Origin of the sequence: Marinobacter pelagius (assembly GCF_003315345.1) — a bacterium.
GTDB lineage: Bacteria > Pseudomonadota > Gammaproteobacteria > Pseudomonadales > Oleiphilaceae > Marinobacter > Marinobacter pelagius_A.
Map to the genome: position 1 here is coordinate 1 of NZ_QNRO01000027.1, position 16,667 is coordinate 16,667.

The 16,667-nt window shown below is 58.0% G+C and carries 14 protein-coding genes; 10 read left to right on the forward strand and 4 right to left on the reverse strand.

Annotated elements, in window-relative coordinates; translation table 11 throughout:
- Positions 1-234: 234 nt before the first annotated feature.
- Positions 235-2,973, reverse strand: a complete 2,739-nt coding sequence (locus tag DET50_RS17295) for a winged helix-turn-helix domain-containing protein (protein WP_113863996.1) — start codon at positions 2,971-2,973, stop codon at positions 235-237.
- A gap of 194 nt (positions 2,974-3,167) precedes the next feature.
- On the opposite strand from DET50_RS17295, the gene cysB reads away from it, so the two are divergent.
- Entirely contained in the window at positions 3,168-4,145 is a 978-nt protein-coding gene (gene cysB, locus DET50_RS17300) for an HTH-type transcriptional regulator CysB (RefSeq protein WP_113863997.1), read from the forward strand.
- 29 nt (positions 4,146-4,174) lie between these two features.
- Here cysB and DET50_RS17305 read toward each other — a convergent pair whose 3' ends face one another.
- Positions 4,175-4,897 (reverse strand): phosphoadenylyl-sulfate reductase, encoded by a 723-nt coding sequence (locus DET50_RS17305; RefSeq protein ID WP_113863998.1) that lies wholly within the window; start codon positions 4,895-4,897, stop codon positions 4,175-4,177.
- A gap of 210 nt (positions 4,898-5,107) precedes the next feature.
- On the opposite strand from DET50_RS17305, the gene thrH reads away from it, so the two are divergent.
- A complete protein-coding gene (gene thrH, locus DET50_RS17310) occupies positions 5,108-5,722 on the forward strand; it encodes a bifunctional phosphoserine phosphatase/homoserine phosphotransferase ThrH (protein ID WP_113863999.1) in 615 nt (204 codons plus the stop codon).
- A gap of 281 nt (positions 5,723-6,003) precedes the next feature.
- Here thrH and pabB read toward each other — a convergent pair whose 3' ends face one another.
- On the reverse strand, positions 6,004-7,377 hold the full coding sequence (gene pabB, locus DET50_RS17315) for an aminodeoxychorismate synthase component I (protein WP_113864000.1): 1,374 nt from the start codon (positions 7,375-7,377) through the stop codon (positions 6,004-6,006).
- Between the two features lie 271 nt (positions 7,378-7,648).
- On the opposite strand from pabB, the gene DET50_RS17320 reads away from it, so the two are divergent.
- On the forward strand, positions 7,649-8,170 hold the full coding sequence (locus tag DET50_RS17320) for a hypothetical protein (RefSeq protein ID WP_147252229.1): 522 nt from the start codon (positions 7,649-7,651) through the stop codon (positions 8,168-8,170).
- A gap of 169 nt (positions 8,171-8,339) precedes the next feature.
- Complete coding sequence (locus DET50_RS17325; RefSeq protein WP_113864002.1) at positions 8,340-9,302, forward strand: DUF6160 family protein; 963 nt, start codon at positions 8,340-8,342, stop codon at positions 9,300-9,302.
- A gap of 124 nt (positions 9,303-9,426) precedes the next feature.
- On the opposite strand, the gene DET50_RS17330 is transcribed toward DET50_RS17325, so the two are convergent.
- Positions 9,427-10,041, reverse strand: a complete 615-nt coding sequence (locus DET50_RS17330; RefSeq protein ID WP_113864003.1) for a hypothetical protein — start codon at positions 10,039-10,041, stop codon at positions 9,427-9,429.
- A 177-nt stretch (positions 10,042-10,218) separates the two neighbouring features.
- Here DET50_RS17330 and DET50_RS17335 point away from each other — a divergent pair, with 177 nt between their 5' ends.
- The 6 genes from DET50_RS17335 to DET50_RS17360 all read left to right on the forward strand — a co-directional run bounded on the left by DET50_RS17335 (position 10,219) and on the right by DET50_RS17360 (position 16,666).
- Entirely contained in the window at positions 10,219-11,241 is a 1,023-nt protein-coding gene (locus DET50_RS17335) for a DUF58 domain-containing protein (RefSeq protein WP_113864004.1), read from the forward strand.
- Entirely contained in the window at positions 11,238-13,328 is a 2,091-nt protein-coding gene (locus DET50_RS17340) for a transglutaminase TgpA family protein (RefSeq protein ID WP_113864005.1), read from the forward strand. Before DET50_RS17335 ends, DET50_RS17340 begins: the two co-directional genes overlap by 4 nt.
- Complete coding sequence (holB, locus tag DET50_RS17345) at positions 13,325-14,356, forward strand: DNA polymerase III subunit delta' (RefSeq protein WP_113864006.1); 1,032 nt, start codon at positions 13,325-13,327, stop codon at positions 14,354-14,356. Before DET50_RS17340 ends, holB begins: the two co-directional genes overlap by 4 nt.
- Positions 14,357-14,477: 121 nt before the next feature.
- Positions 14,478-14,828, forward strand: a complete 351-nt coding sequence (locus tag DET50_RS17350) for a PilZ domain-containing protein (RefSeq protein WP_008171779.1) — start codon at positions 14,478-14,480, stop codon at positions 14,826-14,828.
- Positions 14,829-14,850: 22 nt separating this feature from the next.
- On the forward strand, positions 14,851-15,762 hold the full coding sequence (locus tag DET50_RS17355) for an alpha/beta fold hydrolase (RefSeq protein WP_113864007.1): 912 nt from the start codon (positions 14,851-14,853) through the stop codon (positions 15,760-15,762).
- A 76-nt stretch (positions 15,763-15,838) separates the two neighbouring features.
- Positions 15,839-16,666, forward strand: coding sequence for a DUF4892 domain-containing protein (locus DET50_RS17360; protein WP_258546164.1), 828 nt, complete (start codon positions 15,839-15,841; stop codon positions 16,664-16,666).
- Position 16,667: the final 1 nt, after the last annotated feature.

Here is a 16,667-nt window from a genome sequence, read left to right on the forward strand (position 1 = left end):
ACTCAACTACGGAGTCGATCTATCAACCATCTGAGGGTGGTATCAGATTGATGGGGTGAAGGTGCCCCATCAACCATTAAATCCGTATACCCAGAATTCTTTGGTGGGGCTTTGCCTCACCGTCGGAAGAATAATAGGGGAGTAGAGGGCGTAGACGGATCGTCCAAAGGGCGTAGTGGCCAGGGAAAGGTTCTGAAAAATGTGATGGGGGTCACAAGTAGAGACTGATTCCCCTCAGGATTCCAGTAGCCCAAGCTCCCGGGCCCTGGCCAGGGCTTCGGTCCGGCGCCCAACGGCAAGCTTGCCGTAGAGGTTACGGATATGGGCCTTGACGGTGGCCGGCGCCACTTCCATCTTGCTGGCGATGTCCTTGTTGGCCAGACCTTCGTTGATCAGGGCAAGAACTTCCATTTCCCTTTGGCTCAAGGGTTCCACAAGACTTCCGTTATCCTCCGACACAGAAGATTGTTGGCCAACGGACGGTCTGGCGGCCTGCTTTTCATGTGCGACCCGCGTGCTCTCCAGCTCCCGGAGCATGTGCAGGACTCGCCGGTTCCAGCTACCCGGTGTCCGGAGCGCAGGCAGATCGAGCAACATCTCGCGAATCCTGGGGCTTTCCTCACCAAAGAGCCGGACAAATCCGGAGCCCGAGGCAAGCTCAAGCGCCTCGTTCAGCAGGGCGTTCGCTTTTCGGGCCTGTCCCAGAAGATCCTCTGCTTCCGCAGACACCAGCAGAATCTCCACCAGATGTCGGTTGTGGGCATGGCGTGATGCGGTTTCCCGTAGTCCGACCAGGCACTCCAATGCGTTCTCCGGCTTGCCCAGGGCCTTCAATACCCGGGCCTGGCTGATGCGTAACTGTTCCCGGTTCAGGGGATTGGTGGCGTGTTCTCCTTCGGTGGCCGCCATGATGCTTGCGGCCTTTTCGGGGTGCCCCTCAGCCAGGAAGCACCGTGCGAGCAGGGCGGCACTGGCCGGCGGTTCAAAGACGATGTGGTCGCGTCGTTTTCTGCTGGTTTGCCAGGCATCCTCAAGGGTTTCGATAGCGTCCTGGAACCTGCTTTCGCTGAAGGCCAGGTGCCCGCGTACGTACTGGATCACCACATGCTGACCGGGTTCGGTTCCATTGCTGACGTGTTCAAGGAGGGGCGCAAGGTGGCTCCGGGCCAGCTCCGGCTCGTTGCGTTCCCGGTAGATCTCGGTCAGGGCACTGTTCTGCCAGCACGAAATCAGCCTGGGCTGGCTCGGATCGGCATAATGTCTGTCCACCCATCGCCGAATTTCGGTGCAGGTTTCCAGGGCCAGGTCGATATCGCCCCGGTTGTACTGGATCCAGGCCAGCAGTCCACCGCTGGAAAGCACCGTGCTGGGTTTCCGCTCTACCTGGCCATAATGGACGGCGGAGCGCAGGGCGTCCTCGGCCTCGGGCAATTCACCGCGGCCGAAACCGTCCAGGGCAATCCCGTAGTAGGTGACGGATTTCAGGGGGATCCGGGTGTGGTCGATCTCCTCCAACACGCGACGGGTGAGGTCGCTGGCTGCCTTGTCGTCGCTCCGGGAGCGGGCAAGATAGGAACGGATCAGGGAAATCTCGCTGTGCAGTCCGAGCGCACCTTCGGCATCCGGATGGGAATCGGCGACCCGCCGGTCCAGAAGGTCTTCCAGGGCAACGAGCAGAGGTTCCAGGCTGTCGACGCGATTGGCAAAGAACAAACCCCAGATCTTCAACATCTGCAGTTGCGGGCTTTCACTCAACAAATGCTCTGGCAGTGCACCCAGCCAGTCCAGTACCGGCAGGTGAAAGCCGCCGTGGATCAGATTGTTGCCATGCTCCGACAGCACCCGGGCCAGCCAGGGCCAGTCCTGGTGGCGGACAATCTGGGCAATGGCTTCCTGTACGTGACCGTGAGCCAGCAGCCAGTCGACGGTTTTGCGCCAGAGCGATTCGGCCAGTTCCGGCTGAGTGTGTTGCATCCGCCTGGAAAGGGCGTCCCGGAACAGATCATGGTAACGGAACCAGCCGTTGTGATTGTCCAGTGGAATCAGGAACAGGTTTTGTCGGAGAAGTTCTTCCAGAATTTCCTGGCTGTCGTCCCGTCCCCGGATGCTGTTGCACAGGGATGCATTCAGGCGAGGGCAACAGGAAGTTTCCAGGAGGAAGTCAGCCAGGTGGGAGGGCTGCTTATCGAGCACCTCGGTCAGCACGTAATCGCTGATATGGCGCTCGTCCACTTCCAGGTTTCCGGCCGGTTTCGCCAGTCCCTCCCGGGAAATGCTGTTGTCACCGGAAAGTGCAGACAACTGCATGGCCGCAACCCAGCCCTCGGTTTTGCGGCAGATCGTGCGGGCATCTTCGTCGGTGATATCCAGCCCCATGGTGTCCCGGAAAAATTGCCCACACTCCTGTTCGGAGAATGCGAGCAATCCGGGGTGGATATCCTCTACCCAGCGGCGAACCCGCCAGCGGGCAAGCGGGAGAGGTGGCTCAGTGCGTGAGGCCAAACAAACCAGCACGCCCGGCGGAAGGTAATCAATGAACCAGGCCAGCTGGCGGTGGATGGTGTCGTCCTGGATAAAGTGGTAGTCATCGAGGACCAGCGCCCAGGCACCGCCGTCCCGGGCCAGCTCGTTGATCAGTGCCGTGATGACGGCCGTGGGATCTCCTTTGTCCTCCTGAGCCAGCAGTTTGTGGCACTGGGCCATGCCCGGCAGCCCTGCATATTCGAAAGCGCCGATCACGTAGTGCCAGAATCGTCGGGGCTGGCCATCGTGCTCGTCCAGGGACAGCCAGGCGGTAGGAGACGACGTGCGAGCACACCACTGACTGACGAGGGTTGTCTTGCCGAATCCGGCCGGGGCTATGACCAGATCCAGTCGTTTCGGCCCTGCAGGATCCAGCAAGGCTCGCAGCCGATCGCGGGGAACCGCTCTCGGATCGGAACTGGGCCGTAGGAATTTCGTGGTCAGCAGCATTGGATCCCTGAATGCCGGAAAGTAAGAATCTTAGTCGGATTGTGTGCTTTGCGTCAGACAAGTCAAGGTTTCTAATGACTCAGATCGTGGTGAAATGATGCGTAAATGCAATTTTGGTCTAAACTTTGGAAAAGGTTTTATCTATAATAAAAAAGAATGAAAGCTAAAGTTTTTATGCGGGAGTGCAGCAATCGATGAAATTACAACAATTGCGCTATATCTGGGAAGTTGCCCATCACGATCTGAACGTGTCCGCGACCGCCCAAAGCCTGTTCACCTCGCAGCCCGGGATATCGAAACAGATCCGTCTGCTGGAAGACGAGCTGGGCCTCGAGGTGTTTGCCCGCAGCGGTAAGCATCTTACCCGTATCACGCCGGGCGGCGAGATCATCATCCGGGAAGCGGGCGAGATCCTGCGACGGGTGGAAGGCATCAAGAAAATCGCCCAGGAATTCAGTAACCAGCGTAAGGGTGATCTGAGTATTGCCACCACTCACACCCAGGCCCGCTATGCCTTGCCGCCGATCATCAGCGGCTTCATCGAAGAGTATCCGGATGTGTCCCTGCACATGCACCAGGGTACCCCGATGCAGATTTCCGAGATGGCGGCGAACGGTGCGGTTGATTTTGCCATTGCCACCGAGGCCATGGAGCTGTTCAACGATCTGATCATGATGCCCTGCTATAAATGGAATCGCAGCGTTATCGTGCCCAAGGATCATCCGTTGGCGAAAAGGCCGGAGCTCACACTGCCGGAGTTGGCCGAATTCCCGCTGGTGACCTATGTGTTCGGCTTCACCGGTCGCTCGAAGCTGGACGAGGCGTTCCAGACGCAAGGTTTGACACCCAAGGTGGTGTTCACCGCCGCCGATGCCGACGTCATCAAGACCTATGTCCGTTTGGGGCTGGGCGTTGGCATTATCGCCAGCATGGCATTTGATCCGAAGACTGATACCGACCTGGTCGCCCTGGATGCCCGAAAACTGTTCCGGCCCAGTGTCACCCGGCTCGGCTTCCGGAAGGGCACCTTCCTGCGTGGCTACATGTATGACTTCATGCACAGGTTCGCACCGCACCTCACCAAGGAGAGGGTGGACGCGGCGGTTGCGCATCAGGGGAGTCGGTCAGAGATCGAGGAGTTGTTCAAGGACGTGGAACTGCCCACCTACTAAGCGGGCAGTTCGAGATGACCGGGGACTGGTCAGTCTTTGGCGATCAGGTTCCCGGCATGCAGGCCGCATTCTTTCTGCGTGGCCTCTTCCCACCACCAGCGGCCTTCCCGCTCGTGCTGGCCCGGCAGCACCGGTCGGGTGCAGGGCTGGCAGCCGATACTGACAAAACCTTTCTCGTGCAGTTTGTTGTAGGGCGCCTCCGACATCCGGATGTAGTCCCAGACCTCCTTGGACGTCCAGTTGGCCAGCGGGTTGAACTTCACCAGGGTCCTGTCTTCAGTTGAGAACGCCGAATCCTCCTGCACGACCGGTACGTCGTTGCGAGTACCGGGGCTCTGGTCCTTACGCTGACCGGTAATCCAGGCATCTACCGTGGCCAGTTTGCGTTTCAGCGGATTGACCTTGCGGACGCCGCAGCACTCGGAATGGCCGTCCTCGTAGAAGCTGAACAGACCCTTGCGATTGACCAGATCCTGCACTTCCGCCGCGTCCGGGAACAGCACCTCGATTTCGATGCCGTAATGCTTGCGGACCTTCTCCACAAACTCATAGGTCTCCGGGTGCAACCGACCGGTATCCAGGGTGAACACCTGCAGGTTGTCGGTGAGCTTGTGGGCCATTTCAATCAGGACCACATCCTCGGCACCGCTAAACGAGATAGCGATGTTGTCGTAACGCTGGAGTGCGGCCTTGAGGATGGCCCTGGGGCTTTGGCCCTCGAGTTCCGTGCGAAGGGTGTCGATATCCGTCATGGAGAAAACATACCTTTAATCAGTGTTCCGGCAGGTTAACATTCAATCCCTCATAGCCGGAAGGAATGACAATCTATATATTTATACCTTATTACACTGGTTTCGAACCCCAGAATCACGATGCATTCCGTACAGGATTTCCTTATCATACGCTCCTGATCAAACACGAGCGGCAGCTCAGCCACCGAACCACGTAATCAGGAGACCATTGTGGAACTCGCATGTCTTGACCTTGAGGGAGTACTGATCCCGGAAATCTGGATCGCATTCGCCGAGAAAACCGGCATTGAAGAACTCAAGGCCACCACCCGTGATATTCCCGATTACGACGTGCTGATGAAGCAGCGCCTGCGCATTCTCGACCAGCACGGCTATGGCCTGCCGCAGATCCAGGAAGTGATCGGAGAGCTGGACCCGCTGCCCGGTGCCCGGGAATTCCTCGACTGGCTGCGCGAACGCTTTCAGGTAGTGATCCTGTCCGACACCTTCTACGAGTTCGCCATGCCCCTGATGAAAAAACTGGGCTACCCGACACTCCTGTGCCACAAACTCGAAGTGGCCGAAGATGGCCAGATCACTAACTACCTCCTGCGCCAGCGCGACCCCAAGCGCCAGTCAGTCCGCGCCTTCCAGCTGCTGAACTACCGCGTCATCGCCGCCGGTGATTCCTACAACGACACCACCATGCTGGGCCAGGCAGAGCAGGGCATCCTCATCCACGCCCCGCAAAACGTCATCGACGAATTCCCCCACTTCCCGGCCGTCCACAACTTCGACGAGCTCAAACAGGAATTCCTCAAAGCCAGCACCGTCCACGACTGCTGATTGGTCCGGATGCCGGGGTCTGAAGAAAGCTTTCTTCTGACCCCATTTTGCTATTTGGCTGCCTGAGCCGAGAGCCGCGTCTACCCGAGGGGTCAGATGAAAGCCTTCATCTGACCCCATTTTCACCCCGCGATGCCAGACGCTAACTGAGGGGCAGGCACGAACTCCGGGGTCAGATGAAAACCTTCATCTGACCCCTTCTTCATCCCACAAGGCCAGAAGCTAACTGGGTGCAGGTATTGAACTCGGGGTCAGAAGAAAGCCTTCTTCTGACCCCACCTTCACCCTGACCCCTTCCCCCCAGGCCCAACCTCCAACTCCTCCAAAAACCCCATCAAAGACCCAACCTTGGCCAACGTCTCCTGATATTCAGCTTCCGGATCCGAATCCACCACAATACCGCCACCACCCCAACACCGAATCGTCCCCTCCCCATCACAAAGCAGGGTCCGAATCGCAATATTGCTATCCAGCCGTCCATCCAGCCCGTAATAAAACACCGAGCCACAGTAAGGCCCCCGCCAATGCGGCTCCAGCTCCCGGATAATCTCCATCGCCCGAATCTTCGGCGCACCGGTAATCGACCCCCCGGGAAACGCATCAAACAGCGCCTTCAGCGGTGAAACCCCCTCAGCCAGGTCCGCACGAATATGGCTGACCAGGTGATGCACATTGCGATAGGACTCCAGCGCAAACAGCTGATCCACCGAAACGGACCCGGTAACAGCATTCACACTCAGATCATTACGCAACAGGTCCACAATCATCAGATTCTCAGCCCGATCTTTCTCGGAAGCCTGAAGCTCAGCCGCAAGAGTCGCATCCTCTTCCGGTGTCTTCCCCCGCGGCCGAGTCCCCTTGATAGGACTGGTCTTTACCGTCCGACCCTCTATATCGAGAAAGCGCTCCGGAGAGATCGAAAGAACCGAATACTCACCGGCCCGGATAAACGCACTGTAGGGGGTAGGGTTCGCCTCCGCCAATGCCTGAAAGGCACACCAGGGGTCACCGCTAAACTTGCCAGTAAATTCCTGCGACAGGTTGGCCTGATAACAGTCCCCAGCCTGGATGTAATTGCGGATAGTCTGGACACCGGTTTTAAAGGATTCCGGAGATTGCCGGGGTGTGAAAGGCTCGGTGATCTTCCAGCTTGAAGGTTCACCGTTATCAGGCCCGGAAAGCCACTTTCCTATCTGATCAACCTGATTTTCAGGGCATTCCGGATGCACCCAGAGGTAATAACCGCCGGTTTCGCGGTTATGGCTGGCCATCCAGAGATATAAGCCAGCCGACACCAAAGGCACGGGAAGTGCGGGGCAGATCGGCGCAAGACGCGGTTCCCGGATATAACCCAATTCATAACTCAGAAACCCAATCCAGCCGCCGACCAGGCAGCTCAGGCCAGCCGTATGGCTATCAAATCTGCCGATTTCCGCCTCCATCTCACGGGCCAGTCTCACAAGCCCGTCACTGTCCGGATCACCGAGATGCAAAACACGGGAATCGGCCGCACCACACGAAAATCCCCGCCAGGTACCCCTGCCAGTACCTTCGCCAACAGTTCCCACGTGGATAAAATCATCCTGTGTCGAGGCGTGTTGCAGCAAACGTGCGAACTCTTCCCGGGATAGCTGGCGGGTCGTGGCCGGGCTCAAGGTACCTCCGAAGAATTTTGGAAGAATGATAAACAGGGCACAAAACGGGCGTTGTCGGTTCTGCGGAACCGCTGATCTAATGAAAACAGGTTCACACAGCAGATCCTGCCTGTGGACGATTATTTTAACCGAGTTCCTCAGTGAACGTATTCAAATCAGCACAATAACAAGGGAAAGAACGATGCCTCACTCTCTCAAAACCCTCATAGCCTCAGTGTCTGTGTCACTACTACTTACTACAGGTATAACCCAGGCCCAGGACAAGGACACCGTGGAGATAAAGATTCCGGAAAACAGCGTGCTTTCTGACGGTGTCATAGACAAGAAAGAGATGGCACGTTACCTCGTCATCGCCAACAAACAGCTCGCGTACCTGGCCGAACAGGCAACTGAGGAATATCAGGAAAGAATCCAGCCCGAGGAGACTCCGATGCCTTCCGGGTGGATGCTAATGAAAGACGGGGTCACGGTGAAGGAGTTGAAGCTCGATGAGTCAGCAGAGGGCGCTCCGGCGAATATACGTATTGTTATGTTTCGGGCAGCTCTCAAATCCATAGCGCGCAGGGGCCAGATCAATGCGGCTGCGATTCTCTATGCGGGGCAAATGAGTGAAGAAAATCCTCAGAAGGTTCTGGTGATGGAGCACGAGCACAGGCTTGGCATTTCGGGAAACAAGTTTGTCCCCTATAAGGTCGAAGGAGAAAAAATTCAATATTCGCAGTCAGTTACCAAAGATAAGCCTTTCCAGATGTTTTATGACAAAAAGGCCGATGCGCCAGAAATTTCAGGCTGAGTGAGAAGTGGTCGTGATTTGTTTCAGGTTGTAAATGGAACGTGACGAACTGTGAGGGTAATCACGGATTAGGACTGTAAAACAATCTTAAATGGAGGCGTGGGGATAAGGACCTCACGCCAAATCAAAAACTCAGATAACAAAAAAATGAGTTTATAAGGAGATAAGAATGAAAGGCCTGAAAAAAATTGCACTTGCTACTGCGGTAGCTGCCGCACCCTTCGCTGCCCAGGCAGAACTGAAGGCTCTGAATGACTCCGCGATGGGTAACGTAACCGGTCAGGCCGGTGTGACCATCGAACTGGAAACCAAGGTGAGCATTGGTCAGTTCAAGTACACTGACGAAGGTTCCTTTGCAGTGAACGACATTGTTCTTGGTGGTGCTGGTGTTACTGAGGATGGTGCCGTATTGGATGGTGCTGGCAATATCACTAATGGACTGCTTGATCAGCTCAAGATAGACATCGACGTGGCAGATGACGGTGACGCAGTGATCCACGTAGGTACCCTTGACGGTAATCCTATCGACTGGGGTATGACTGTTGGTTCCATGGAACTTCTGGCTGGAGGCACCGGTACTGGTAGCACAACGCTGATTTCCAACATGAGTGGTTGGGGTAATCTGGCACAGCTGGATATGCGAGTTGATACCGCAACCGATCACTTGAACATCGTCGCCGCCTTTGATGTTCAAGACATGGATTTCGACGTTGATTTCCTGGGTATTGGCATTCGCGACATGGTGGTTACTGGTGCTGGGATGAACTTCGACTACGATGGAAATGGTGACACTGCTCAGCAAGAAGTTGATGCTGGTACTGGCGTGGTTGAAGGTATTGATATGACGCAGACCGGCGCAAATCTCATGCTGGGCAAACTTACGAGTTATGCTAATGTCAATCTTGATGTATATAAAGGGGCTGGGCTGGGCGCATCCACTGCGACCAACGTCCTGCGCGTTGATGTCAACAATGTATACATGGACGTGAACATCGCTGATATCCAGATTGGTGGTGATATCGCTGGTGGCAATGGCCAATCCATTGGTTCTGTAAACCTGGATAACCTCGCCATCACCGATACCAAGCTGGCGATCTATGGCCACGATATCTCTCCGGTAACCACTCCGTAATCAGATATCGAAGAAGACACTCTGGGCGATCCAGAGTGTTCTTTCCAGAACAAACAAACCCCGGATTTCCGGGGTTTGTTTTTGTAGCAAGGGAACTTTAGCCAAGGAGTGCGATAAGGGCCGGCTATTCCGGCACCGCAATAGAAAGATCAAACCCGCCCCCAGCCCTCGGCGTCAAACTGATCGGCCCTTCATTAATCGCCTCCGGAATCCGAATCTGATCAATCCCCGGAGGATTCCCAATCGAGAAATTCACATTCTGCCCATCAAACCCGACACTCAGTTGGTCATTGAGAAAGGTCTGCGTGAACGGCTCATCCGGAATCTCCATCTGCTGGCCGAAGATCAGAGGTGGGATGGTGGGAGTAAACTCGGCGATGGGTTGGGCTGCAGCCAGTTGATCAGTGGGAAGCAGCAGGGCGCGGCGGATGAATTCCTCTTCCGCGGCGGATAGGGCATCTTCCCGATCCTCTTCCATATATTTCTGCAGCAGGTCCCGGTAGGCCTCTTCCTCGGCTTCGGTGAGTACGGGCTCGCCCGGGGAGATGGTCAGGGACCGAATGATGCGCCGTCGGTCAGCCTCGGATTTCCGCTTTTCCTTGGGTACGATGATGACCGCTGAGTCCTTGACGTAGGTTTCCACCATTTCGTCGGAAGTCAGGGCCTCCACGCCCGCATTTGCTGCCAGACTGGCGGTCAGGCCGGCGATGGCGCTTGCGAGCAGATGTGTGCCTTTCATAGTGTGGCCTCGTCCTTTGATCTGCTTCTCAGTATTCGGTTTGTTGGACAGTTTTTCAACCGAGTGCCACCGGGATTGTGATCAGTCTCTTTGAATTGTCAGTATCTTTATAAAAAGCTGTAGTTTCATTGGTATAGTCGTGGAACTTTTCCGTTCGTACATGGCCAGAAGGGCAGGATGATCAAAGTATTTCGCGAACGCTGGCAGCGCTGGGTGAACCGTCGGGTCCCCCGATCGGACAGTCAGTCCTTCAATCAGAAGAACATCTTTATTCTCCCGACCGGGGCTGGTGTGGTCTTCGGTATCCTGCTGTTGGTGATGTTGATCACCGGCATCAATTACCAGAACAGCCTGATCTATCTCACCACGTTCCTTCTTGGCGCACTGTTTGTCGGTGCCATGCACCAGACTCATCGCAACCTCTCGGGCCTGCAATTGACGGTGACGCAACCAGGTGAGGGCTTTGCCGGCGATGAGGTTCCGTACCGGTTCCGGGCGTCCGCAGGCAAAGGCCCGGCTATTGCGATACGGCTTTCCTGTGAGGGTTCCGTCCTTGCACCTTTTCATATCCCCGCCGGGCAGGCGCGGGATGTGACCTTGCCGGTTCCTTCCGCTCATCGGGGTTACCTTCGGCCCGACATGGTTCGGATTGAGACACGCTTTCCCTTTGGTTTGCTGAAGGCCTGGTCCTGGGTCCGGCCGATATCGCCGGCGATCGTTTTTCCCCGGCCCGTGGCAGCGCCTGATGCGGGAAGCACTGTTGAGGACGGGGACGAGGACAGTGCCCAGCGGCCAACCATCGGAAACGACAACGCGGACCTTCGTCCCTGGCGCGAGGGCGATCTGAGCCAGCGTGTCATGTGGAAGCGTTATGCCCGTACCGGGCAGATGGTGGTCGCGGACTGGGAGGGCGAGCAGGGCAACCCGCAGTGGCTGGACTTCTATGCGTTCGTCGGCGCTGACAACGAGCTGAGGCTGAGTTATCTCGCCCGGCAGGTGCTGGAACGGGCGAAGGGCAGCACGCCATTCGGTCTGAATCTCCCGGGGCAGGTGATCGAGCCTGATCAGGGGCCAGCCCACGTCACCCGCTGCCTGCGCGCCCTGGCTGTGTGGGGCGAGGAACCTCCGAGAGATGCAATATCAGCGCAGCATGGCACCCGCTGGCATGAGGCTCCCAGGGAGAAGGAGGCCGCTGCATGAAACTGACACGGGCCTTCTCTCTCGGTCGCGAGCCTGTTGAGCCGGCGAACGCTCTGCCTTCGAATGCCTTGCTCTGGCTGATCGGCAGTTTCGCCGTTCTGCTGGCGCCCCAGTGGGACCGACTGCCGATTTGGCTGGTGGCGGCCTGCGGAATACTGGCAGTGTGGCGCTGGCTTGCGCAGGAAGGCAGAGTCCGGCTTCCGGGGCGCTGGTTGCGCACTGGTATCATGCTGGTGCTGATTGCCGTCTATGTTGCTACCGTCCAGGGCCGTTTTACCGTGGATACCGCGGCCTCGTTCTTTGTGCTGGCGGTGGGGCTGAAGTGGCTGGAAACCCGCTCAACGCGGGACTTCTATGTGCTGTTTTTCATCCTGGTGTACCTGGCCGGGGTCAACTTCCTGTTCCAGCAGAACATTCTATGGTCGTTGGTGAACTTCCTTGCTGTTGCTTTACTGCTGGTGGGGTTGCAGGTGCTCAATGCCCCGGACCTGCCCAGTGATATGCCCTCCGGCTGGCGCCGTCTGGGCGGGTTGCTGCTGAAAACCCTGCCGGTCGTGGTGCTGTTGTTCGTTTTCTTTCCCCGCATGGCACCGCTCTGGAGTGTGCCGCTGGTTTCCGGAGAGGCCCGCTCGGGCATCAGCGATACCATGCGGCCGGGTGATATTTCCAACCTTGCACAAAGCAGCGAGCGGGCTTTCCGGGCAACATTCGGGGGTGAAATACCCGCATACCGCGATCGTTACTGGCGCGGCCTGGTGCTGGATTATCTGGATGGCGAAACCTGGCGTCAGGGGCGTGAAGAAGGTTTCCGTCGTCCGGGCCGGATTGCCATGGATGGGGGCGTCGGGCCGCTGGGTGGCCGTGAGTATGATGTGTTGATGGAGCCGACCGATCAGCGCTGGGCTTTCGCCCTGGAAGGCTCATCGGCGGTTTCCGACAACGTGGTGGAAGAGGGCGATGACCTGTTCCGCTTCCGCCGACCGGCGGACAGCCCGATGCGTTACCGCCTCACCCTTGATGAATCCCGTAGTCCCGGTAACGCTGAGCTGAGTCCGGCGGAGCGGCGCCGGTTTTTGCAATTGCCCGCGTCCGGAAACCCGCGGGCCCGTGAGCTGGCCGGCGAGCTGGACCAACGCTTTTCTGACGAGGGGGTGGTTGACTCTTTGCTCAGCCGGTTCCGTGAACAGGAATACTTCTACACACTCCGTCCGCCGGCCATGCCCGAAAATGGCATCGATGCCCTGTTGTTCGATCAGAAACGCGGCTTCTGCGCCCACTATGCGGGGGCTACCACCTTCGTTCTGAGAGCAGCAGGTATTCCGGCCCGGGTGGTTGTCGGCTATCAGGGTGGCGAGCCTGGTGCAGGGGGGGAATACCTGATTGTGCGTCAGTATGACGCCCATGCCTGGGTCGAGGTCTGGCTGGATGGCCAGGGCTGGGTGCGGGTGGATCCCACGGCAGCGATTTCTCCGGCACGGATCGAGTCCGGCCTCCGGGACGCGGTGGCGGAGGAAGGCTCGTTCCTGGAGGACGAGGTCCTCTCGGCCCAGAAGTACGGTGATATGGCACTGGTGCAATGGGCCAGTCTCCAGCTGGATCGAATCAACTATCAGTGGCAGCGCTGGGTGGTCGGTTACCAGGGCCAGAGCCAGATGGATCTGATGTCCCGCCTGCCAGGCGGTATCGGCATGAGGGAACTGGGCTATCTGACCGCCGGTATTGTAGGAGCCGGGTTGCTGATTGCCGGCCTGTTTTCAGCCTTGCAGTTGCGTCGGGGTGAACGCCGGGATGACTTCCAGAAAGTGCTGCTGTCCTGGTATCGCGCATGCGAAGGTGCTGGTGTACCGGTCCGGCAGGGCGAAACGCCCAGCACTCTGGCAGACCGGCTGTCGCAAGCGCGACCTTCAGTCACCGAAACGGCACGCCGTTTTGCCCGAATGGTGAACAGTCATTACTATAAGTCCTCATCCGAATCGGACGACCAGGAACTGCGGCGAATGCGGCGGCTACTTGGCACCATGAAGCGCCAGTTACGGGATGCCTCAAAGGGGCGCCAACCACACAGCGAATCCGGAACAACATCGTGACCGATATTGCCCAAGACATGCCCTGGCTCCAGCGAGCCTGGCAACAGATCCAGGCCCGGCTCGCCGAGGACCGGCTGCCCCATGCCCTGATCATCAATGGCGAGCGGGGCGTCGGCAAGCGGGCCTGGGCGGAAGCTGTGGCCGGGTTGCTCCTTTGCGACCGGCCGGTGAAGAATGAGGCAGGTCTCCCGGTCGCATGTGGTCACTGCAAACAATGCGAGCTTGTTGCCGCCGGTAGCCACCCGGATGTGCGGATCTACGCGCCGGAAAAGTCCCGGATGGTGAAGGTGGACCAGATCCGGGCGCTGTCGTCGTTTGCCGTGGGCTCGCCCCAAGTCGCCCATCACAAGGTGGCGATCATTGATCGGGCCGACCAGCTCAACATCAATGCCGCGAATGCCTTGCTGAAGACCCTTGAGGAACCACTGGCGGACGTCACCCTGCTGCTGCTCCAGGAAAGTGGCCGCCCGGTGCTGCCAACCATTCGTTCCCGTTGCCAGACTCTGAACATTCCTGTGCCTGCGAGGGAGCAGGCGGAACGCTGGCTGGTGTCGAAGGTAACCGAGCTGGATGAAGATCAGCGACCTCCCGCAGAGGTGCTGGCCAAGGCTTTGATGCTGGCGGGTAACGCACCGCGACTTGCCCTTGAATACGTCAATGGCGAGTTTCTCAAGCTCCGCGATGAGGCGTTCGAAAGCTTCCGGCAGTTCATGAAGGGGCAGATGCCCGTGGCCGAGGCCGCCAAGGCGTTCAAAGCCATGGGGCTGGAGGATGCGCTGTTCCTGTTCGAAGGCTGGGCAGCGGATCTCGCGCGTATGGCGGTTGGTGGCCAGGCTTCGGACGCGGAGGCATCGGACATGCTCGGATTCCTGGCAAAGCGGAACCCGGCGTGGCGGGCCCATGAGCTGCTGGACATGATCCGGGAGTCCAGGGCGGCCGGCGTCTACAACGCCAATCCGGAGCTTGAAGCCAGCCGGTTGTTGCTGGCCTGGCAGGCCCTGATGCCCAAGAGACGCAAGGCCGGCTGACCGCAATCCCGGCAAGGGCTACGCCTATGGGGGCCCAAGCTGCTATGATTGCGAAATGACAGGGATTTTCTTATCCCGGTATGGACGAGTTACCGTGACAACACAATAAAAGGTGTCAGATATGGGCCCAGGATTTGGCGCGCGCAGTGGCATTCTCACCCTGACCATCAAGGACAAGGCAGTGCTGTATGCCGCCTACATGCCCTACATCCGTCAGGGCGGACTGTTTATCCCGACGCAGAAACAGTACCAGCTCGGTGATGAGGTTTTTCTCCTGCTCAACCTGATGGATGAGCCGGAAAAAATCCCCGTGGCCGGCAAGGTCATCTGGATAACACCCAAGGGCGCCCAGGGGAACCGCGCCGCAGGTATCGGCGTACAGTTCAATGGTGATGATGAAACGGCTCGTACCAAGATTGAATCCTACCTGGCCGGCTCCCTGAGTTCCGATCGCCCCACACACACAATGTGAGGCGATCCGCTTCATGAATGATATGTCTGAAACCGCACGATCTGCCGTAGAGCCGCTGTGTTGTTCGGAAACCGTCTGGCAGCTCGAGAACATCGATCTTGCCGGCCTTTCCTGGTCCGCCAATCCCGGTGTTAGCGGGCAACCACCGGTCCTGATGCTTCACGGCTGGCTGGATAACAGCCTGACCTTCTCGAAACTTGCCCCGGAACTTGCAAAGCTGGCCGATGTCCATGCCATCGATATGGCCGGGCATGGAAAATCGGGGCACCGCTCACCGGGCCAGTCCTACCTGCTGATGGATTACGTGGCGGATCTGGCCGAATTGATCGAGCGGCATTTCAGCGAATCCGATGAAAGCCGGGTCGACCTGGTGGGGCACTCGCTCGGCGGCATCGTCAGCGCCCTTTACGCCGCAGCTTTTCCGGAAAAGGTCCGGCATCTGGTGATGATTGACAGCCTCGGCGCCATCAGCCGTCCGGTTGAAGAAACCGTTCCCCAGTTGAGAAGGGCCATCAAGAAACGCCTGAACGGATCTGGCAAGTCGGTGGTCTATCCGGACCTGACGACCGCAGCAAAGGCCCGGGAGGGCGGTGTCAGCCCGTTGAGCCATGAAGCCGCGCTGACTTTGGTGCCCCGGAATATGAAACCGTTTGGCGACGGTTACGTATGGTGTACTGATCCGCGTCTTCGTCACCCGTCCCCGCTGATGATGACGGAAGAGCAGGTGCTGGCTTCCCTGGAAGCCATCGAAACGCCTACGTTGTTCGTGCGCGCCGACGAAGGCCTGCTCTCCCATCGCACAGGCCTGGACGACAGGGCAGAGCGGATCAGAAATCTCACAATGGCGCGCGTTCCGGGCGGCCACCATTGTCATCTCGATGGCGATACCGTTCCGGTAGCAGAGGCGGTAAGGGCATTTCTGACCAATGGTTAAGAATTTCAGCGCAAAGCGGTTCGTTAAATCCCTTGGCGGGATGCTGGTCTTGTTGTCTACACTTTTGAATGGGGCAATGGCAGCCGGCTTTCCGGAGCCGTTCCCCCAGTCCCAGCTGGAAACCAGTACCCGGATTCAGTCCAACGGCCACCTGGTGCTTTTCAGCCCGGTGCGCGAAGTGAATGACGAGATCCGCTCCAGCACCATGGCCCGGTTGCCGGTTTTCGGTGAGGGTCGTATGTATCAGATCAACCGGGATGCGAGCCGGGAAGAAGCACGGGATTATTATCAGCGGCTGTTACAGGCCCGAAGCGCCAGCGTGTTGTTTGAATGTTCCGGTGTCAGCTGCGGCCGAAGTGTCATCTGGGCCAACCGGATTTTTGGCCAGGCGATCCTCAACGGCCGGGATTCGGAGCAGGATTACCTGGTTGCGGGGTCACTGGATGAGGATGGAACCCGTTGGCTGACGCTTGTTTACACCGTAACACGCGGTAATTTGCGCGAATACGTCTGGGTGGAACACCTCAGGCTCGGTGACGGTGCCGTTGTGCCGGGATTTGATGCCGGTTCCGATCGGGTGTTCGGCCCGCTGATCGTTCCTTACGAGGGCGGCTTTACCTACCAGTTTGACTGGACGTCAACCGATCGACGCACCCTGAGGGAACGGGCAACGGAAGAGGGCGCTATGGTCGTTCTGGTAGGGTTTTCGTCACTGGGCGCTGAAGAATCCGTCGAGGATTCCCTCGAGCGCGCCCGGGGGGCAACCGAGTCCCTCGCCGACGTGTTGGCGCGCATCGGGATATCCCGGGAGCAGCAGAAAATACTGGTAGTTGGCCCCTTTATACCCATGGAAAACCCGGATCGTCAGGGTGATCGGGTGGAAGTGACCGTCATTTCGAGGTGAG

Coding starts and splice junctions, on each gene's coding strand:
- DET50_RS17295 (WP_113863996.1), bottom strand. CDS start 2,973: ATGCTGCTGACCACGAAATTCCTACGGCCCAGTTCCGATCCGAGAGCG.
- cysB (WP_113863997.1), top strand. CDS start 3,168: ATGAAATTACAACAATTGCGCTATATCTGGGAAGTTGCCCATCACGAT.
- DET50_RS17305 (WP_113863998.1), bottom strand. CDS start 4,897: ATGACGGATATCGACACCCTTCGCACGGAACTCGAGGGCCAAAGCCCC.
- DET50_RS17325 (WP_113864002.1), top strand. CDS start 8,340: ATGAAAGGCCTGAAAAAAATTGCACTTGCTACTGCGGTAGCTGCCGCA.
- DET50_RS17330 (WP_113864003.1), bottom strand. CDS start 10,041: ATGAAAGGCACACATCTGCTCGCAAGCGCCATCGCCGGCCTGACCGCC.
- DET50_RS17335 (WP_113864004.1), top strand. CDS start 10,219: ATGATCAAAGTATTTCGCGAACGCTGGCAGCGCTGGGTGAACCGTCGG.
- DET50_RS17340 (WP_113864005.1), top strand. CDS start 11,238: ATGAAACTGACACGGGCCTTCTCTCTCGGTCGCGAGCCTGTTGAGCCG.
- DET50_RS17350 (WP_008171779.1), top strand. CDS start 14,478: ATGGGCCCAGGATTTGGCGCGCGCAGTGGCATTCTCACCCTGACCATC.
- DET50_RS17355 (WP_113864007.1), top strand. CDS start 14,851: ATGTCTGAAACCGCACGATCTGCCGTAGAGCCGCTGTGTTGTTCGGAA.
- DET50_RS17360 (WP_258546164.1), top strand. CDS start 15,839: ATGGCAGCCGGCTTTCCGGAGCCGTTCCCCCAGTCCCAGCTGGAAACC.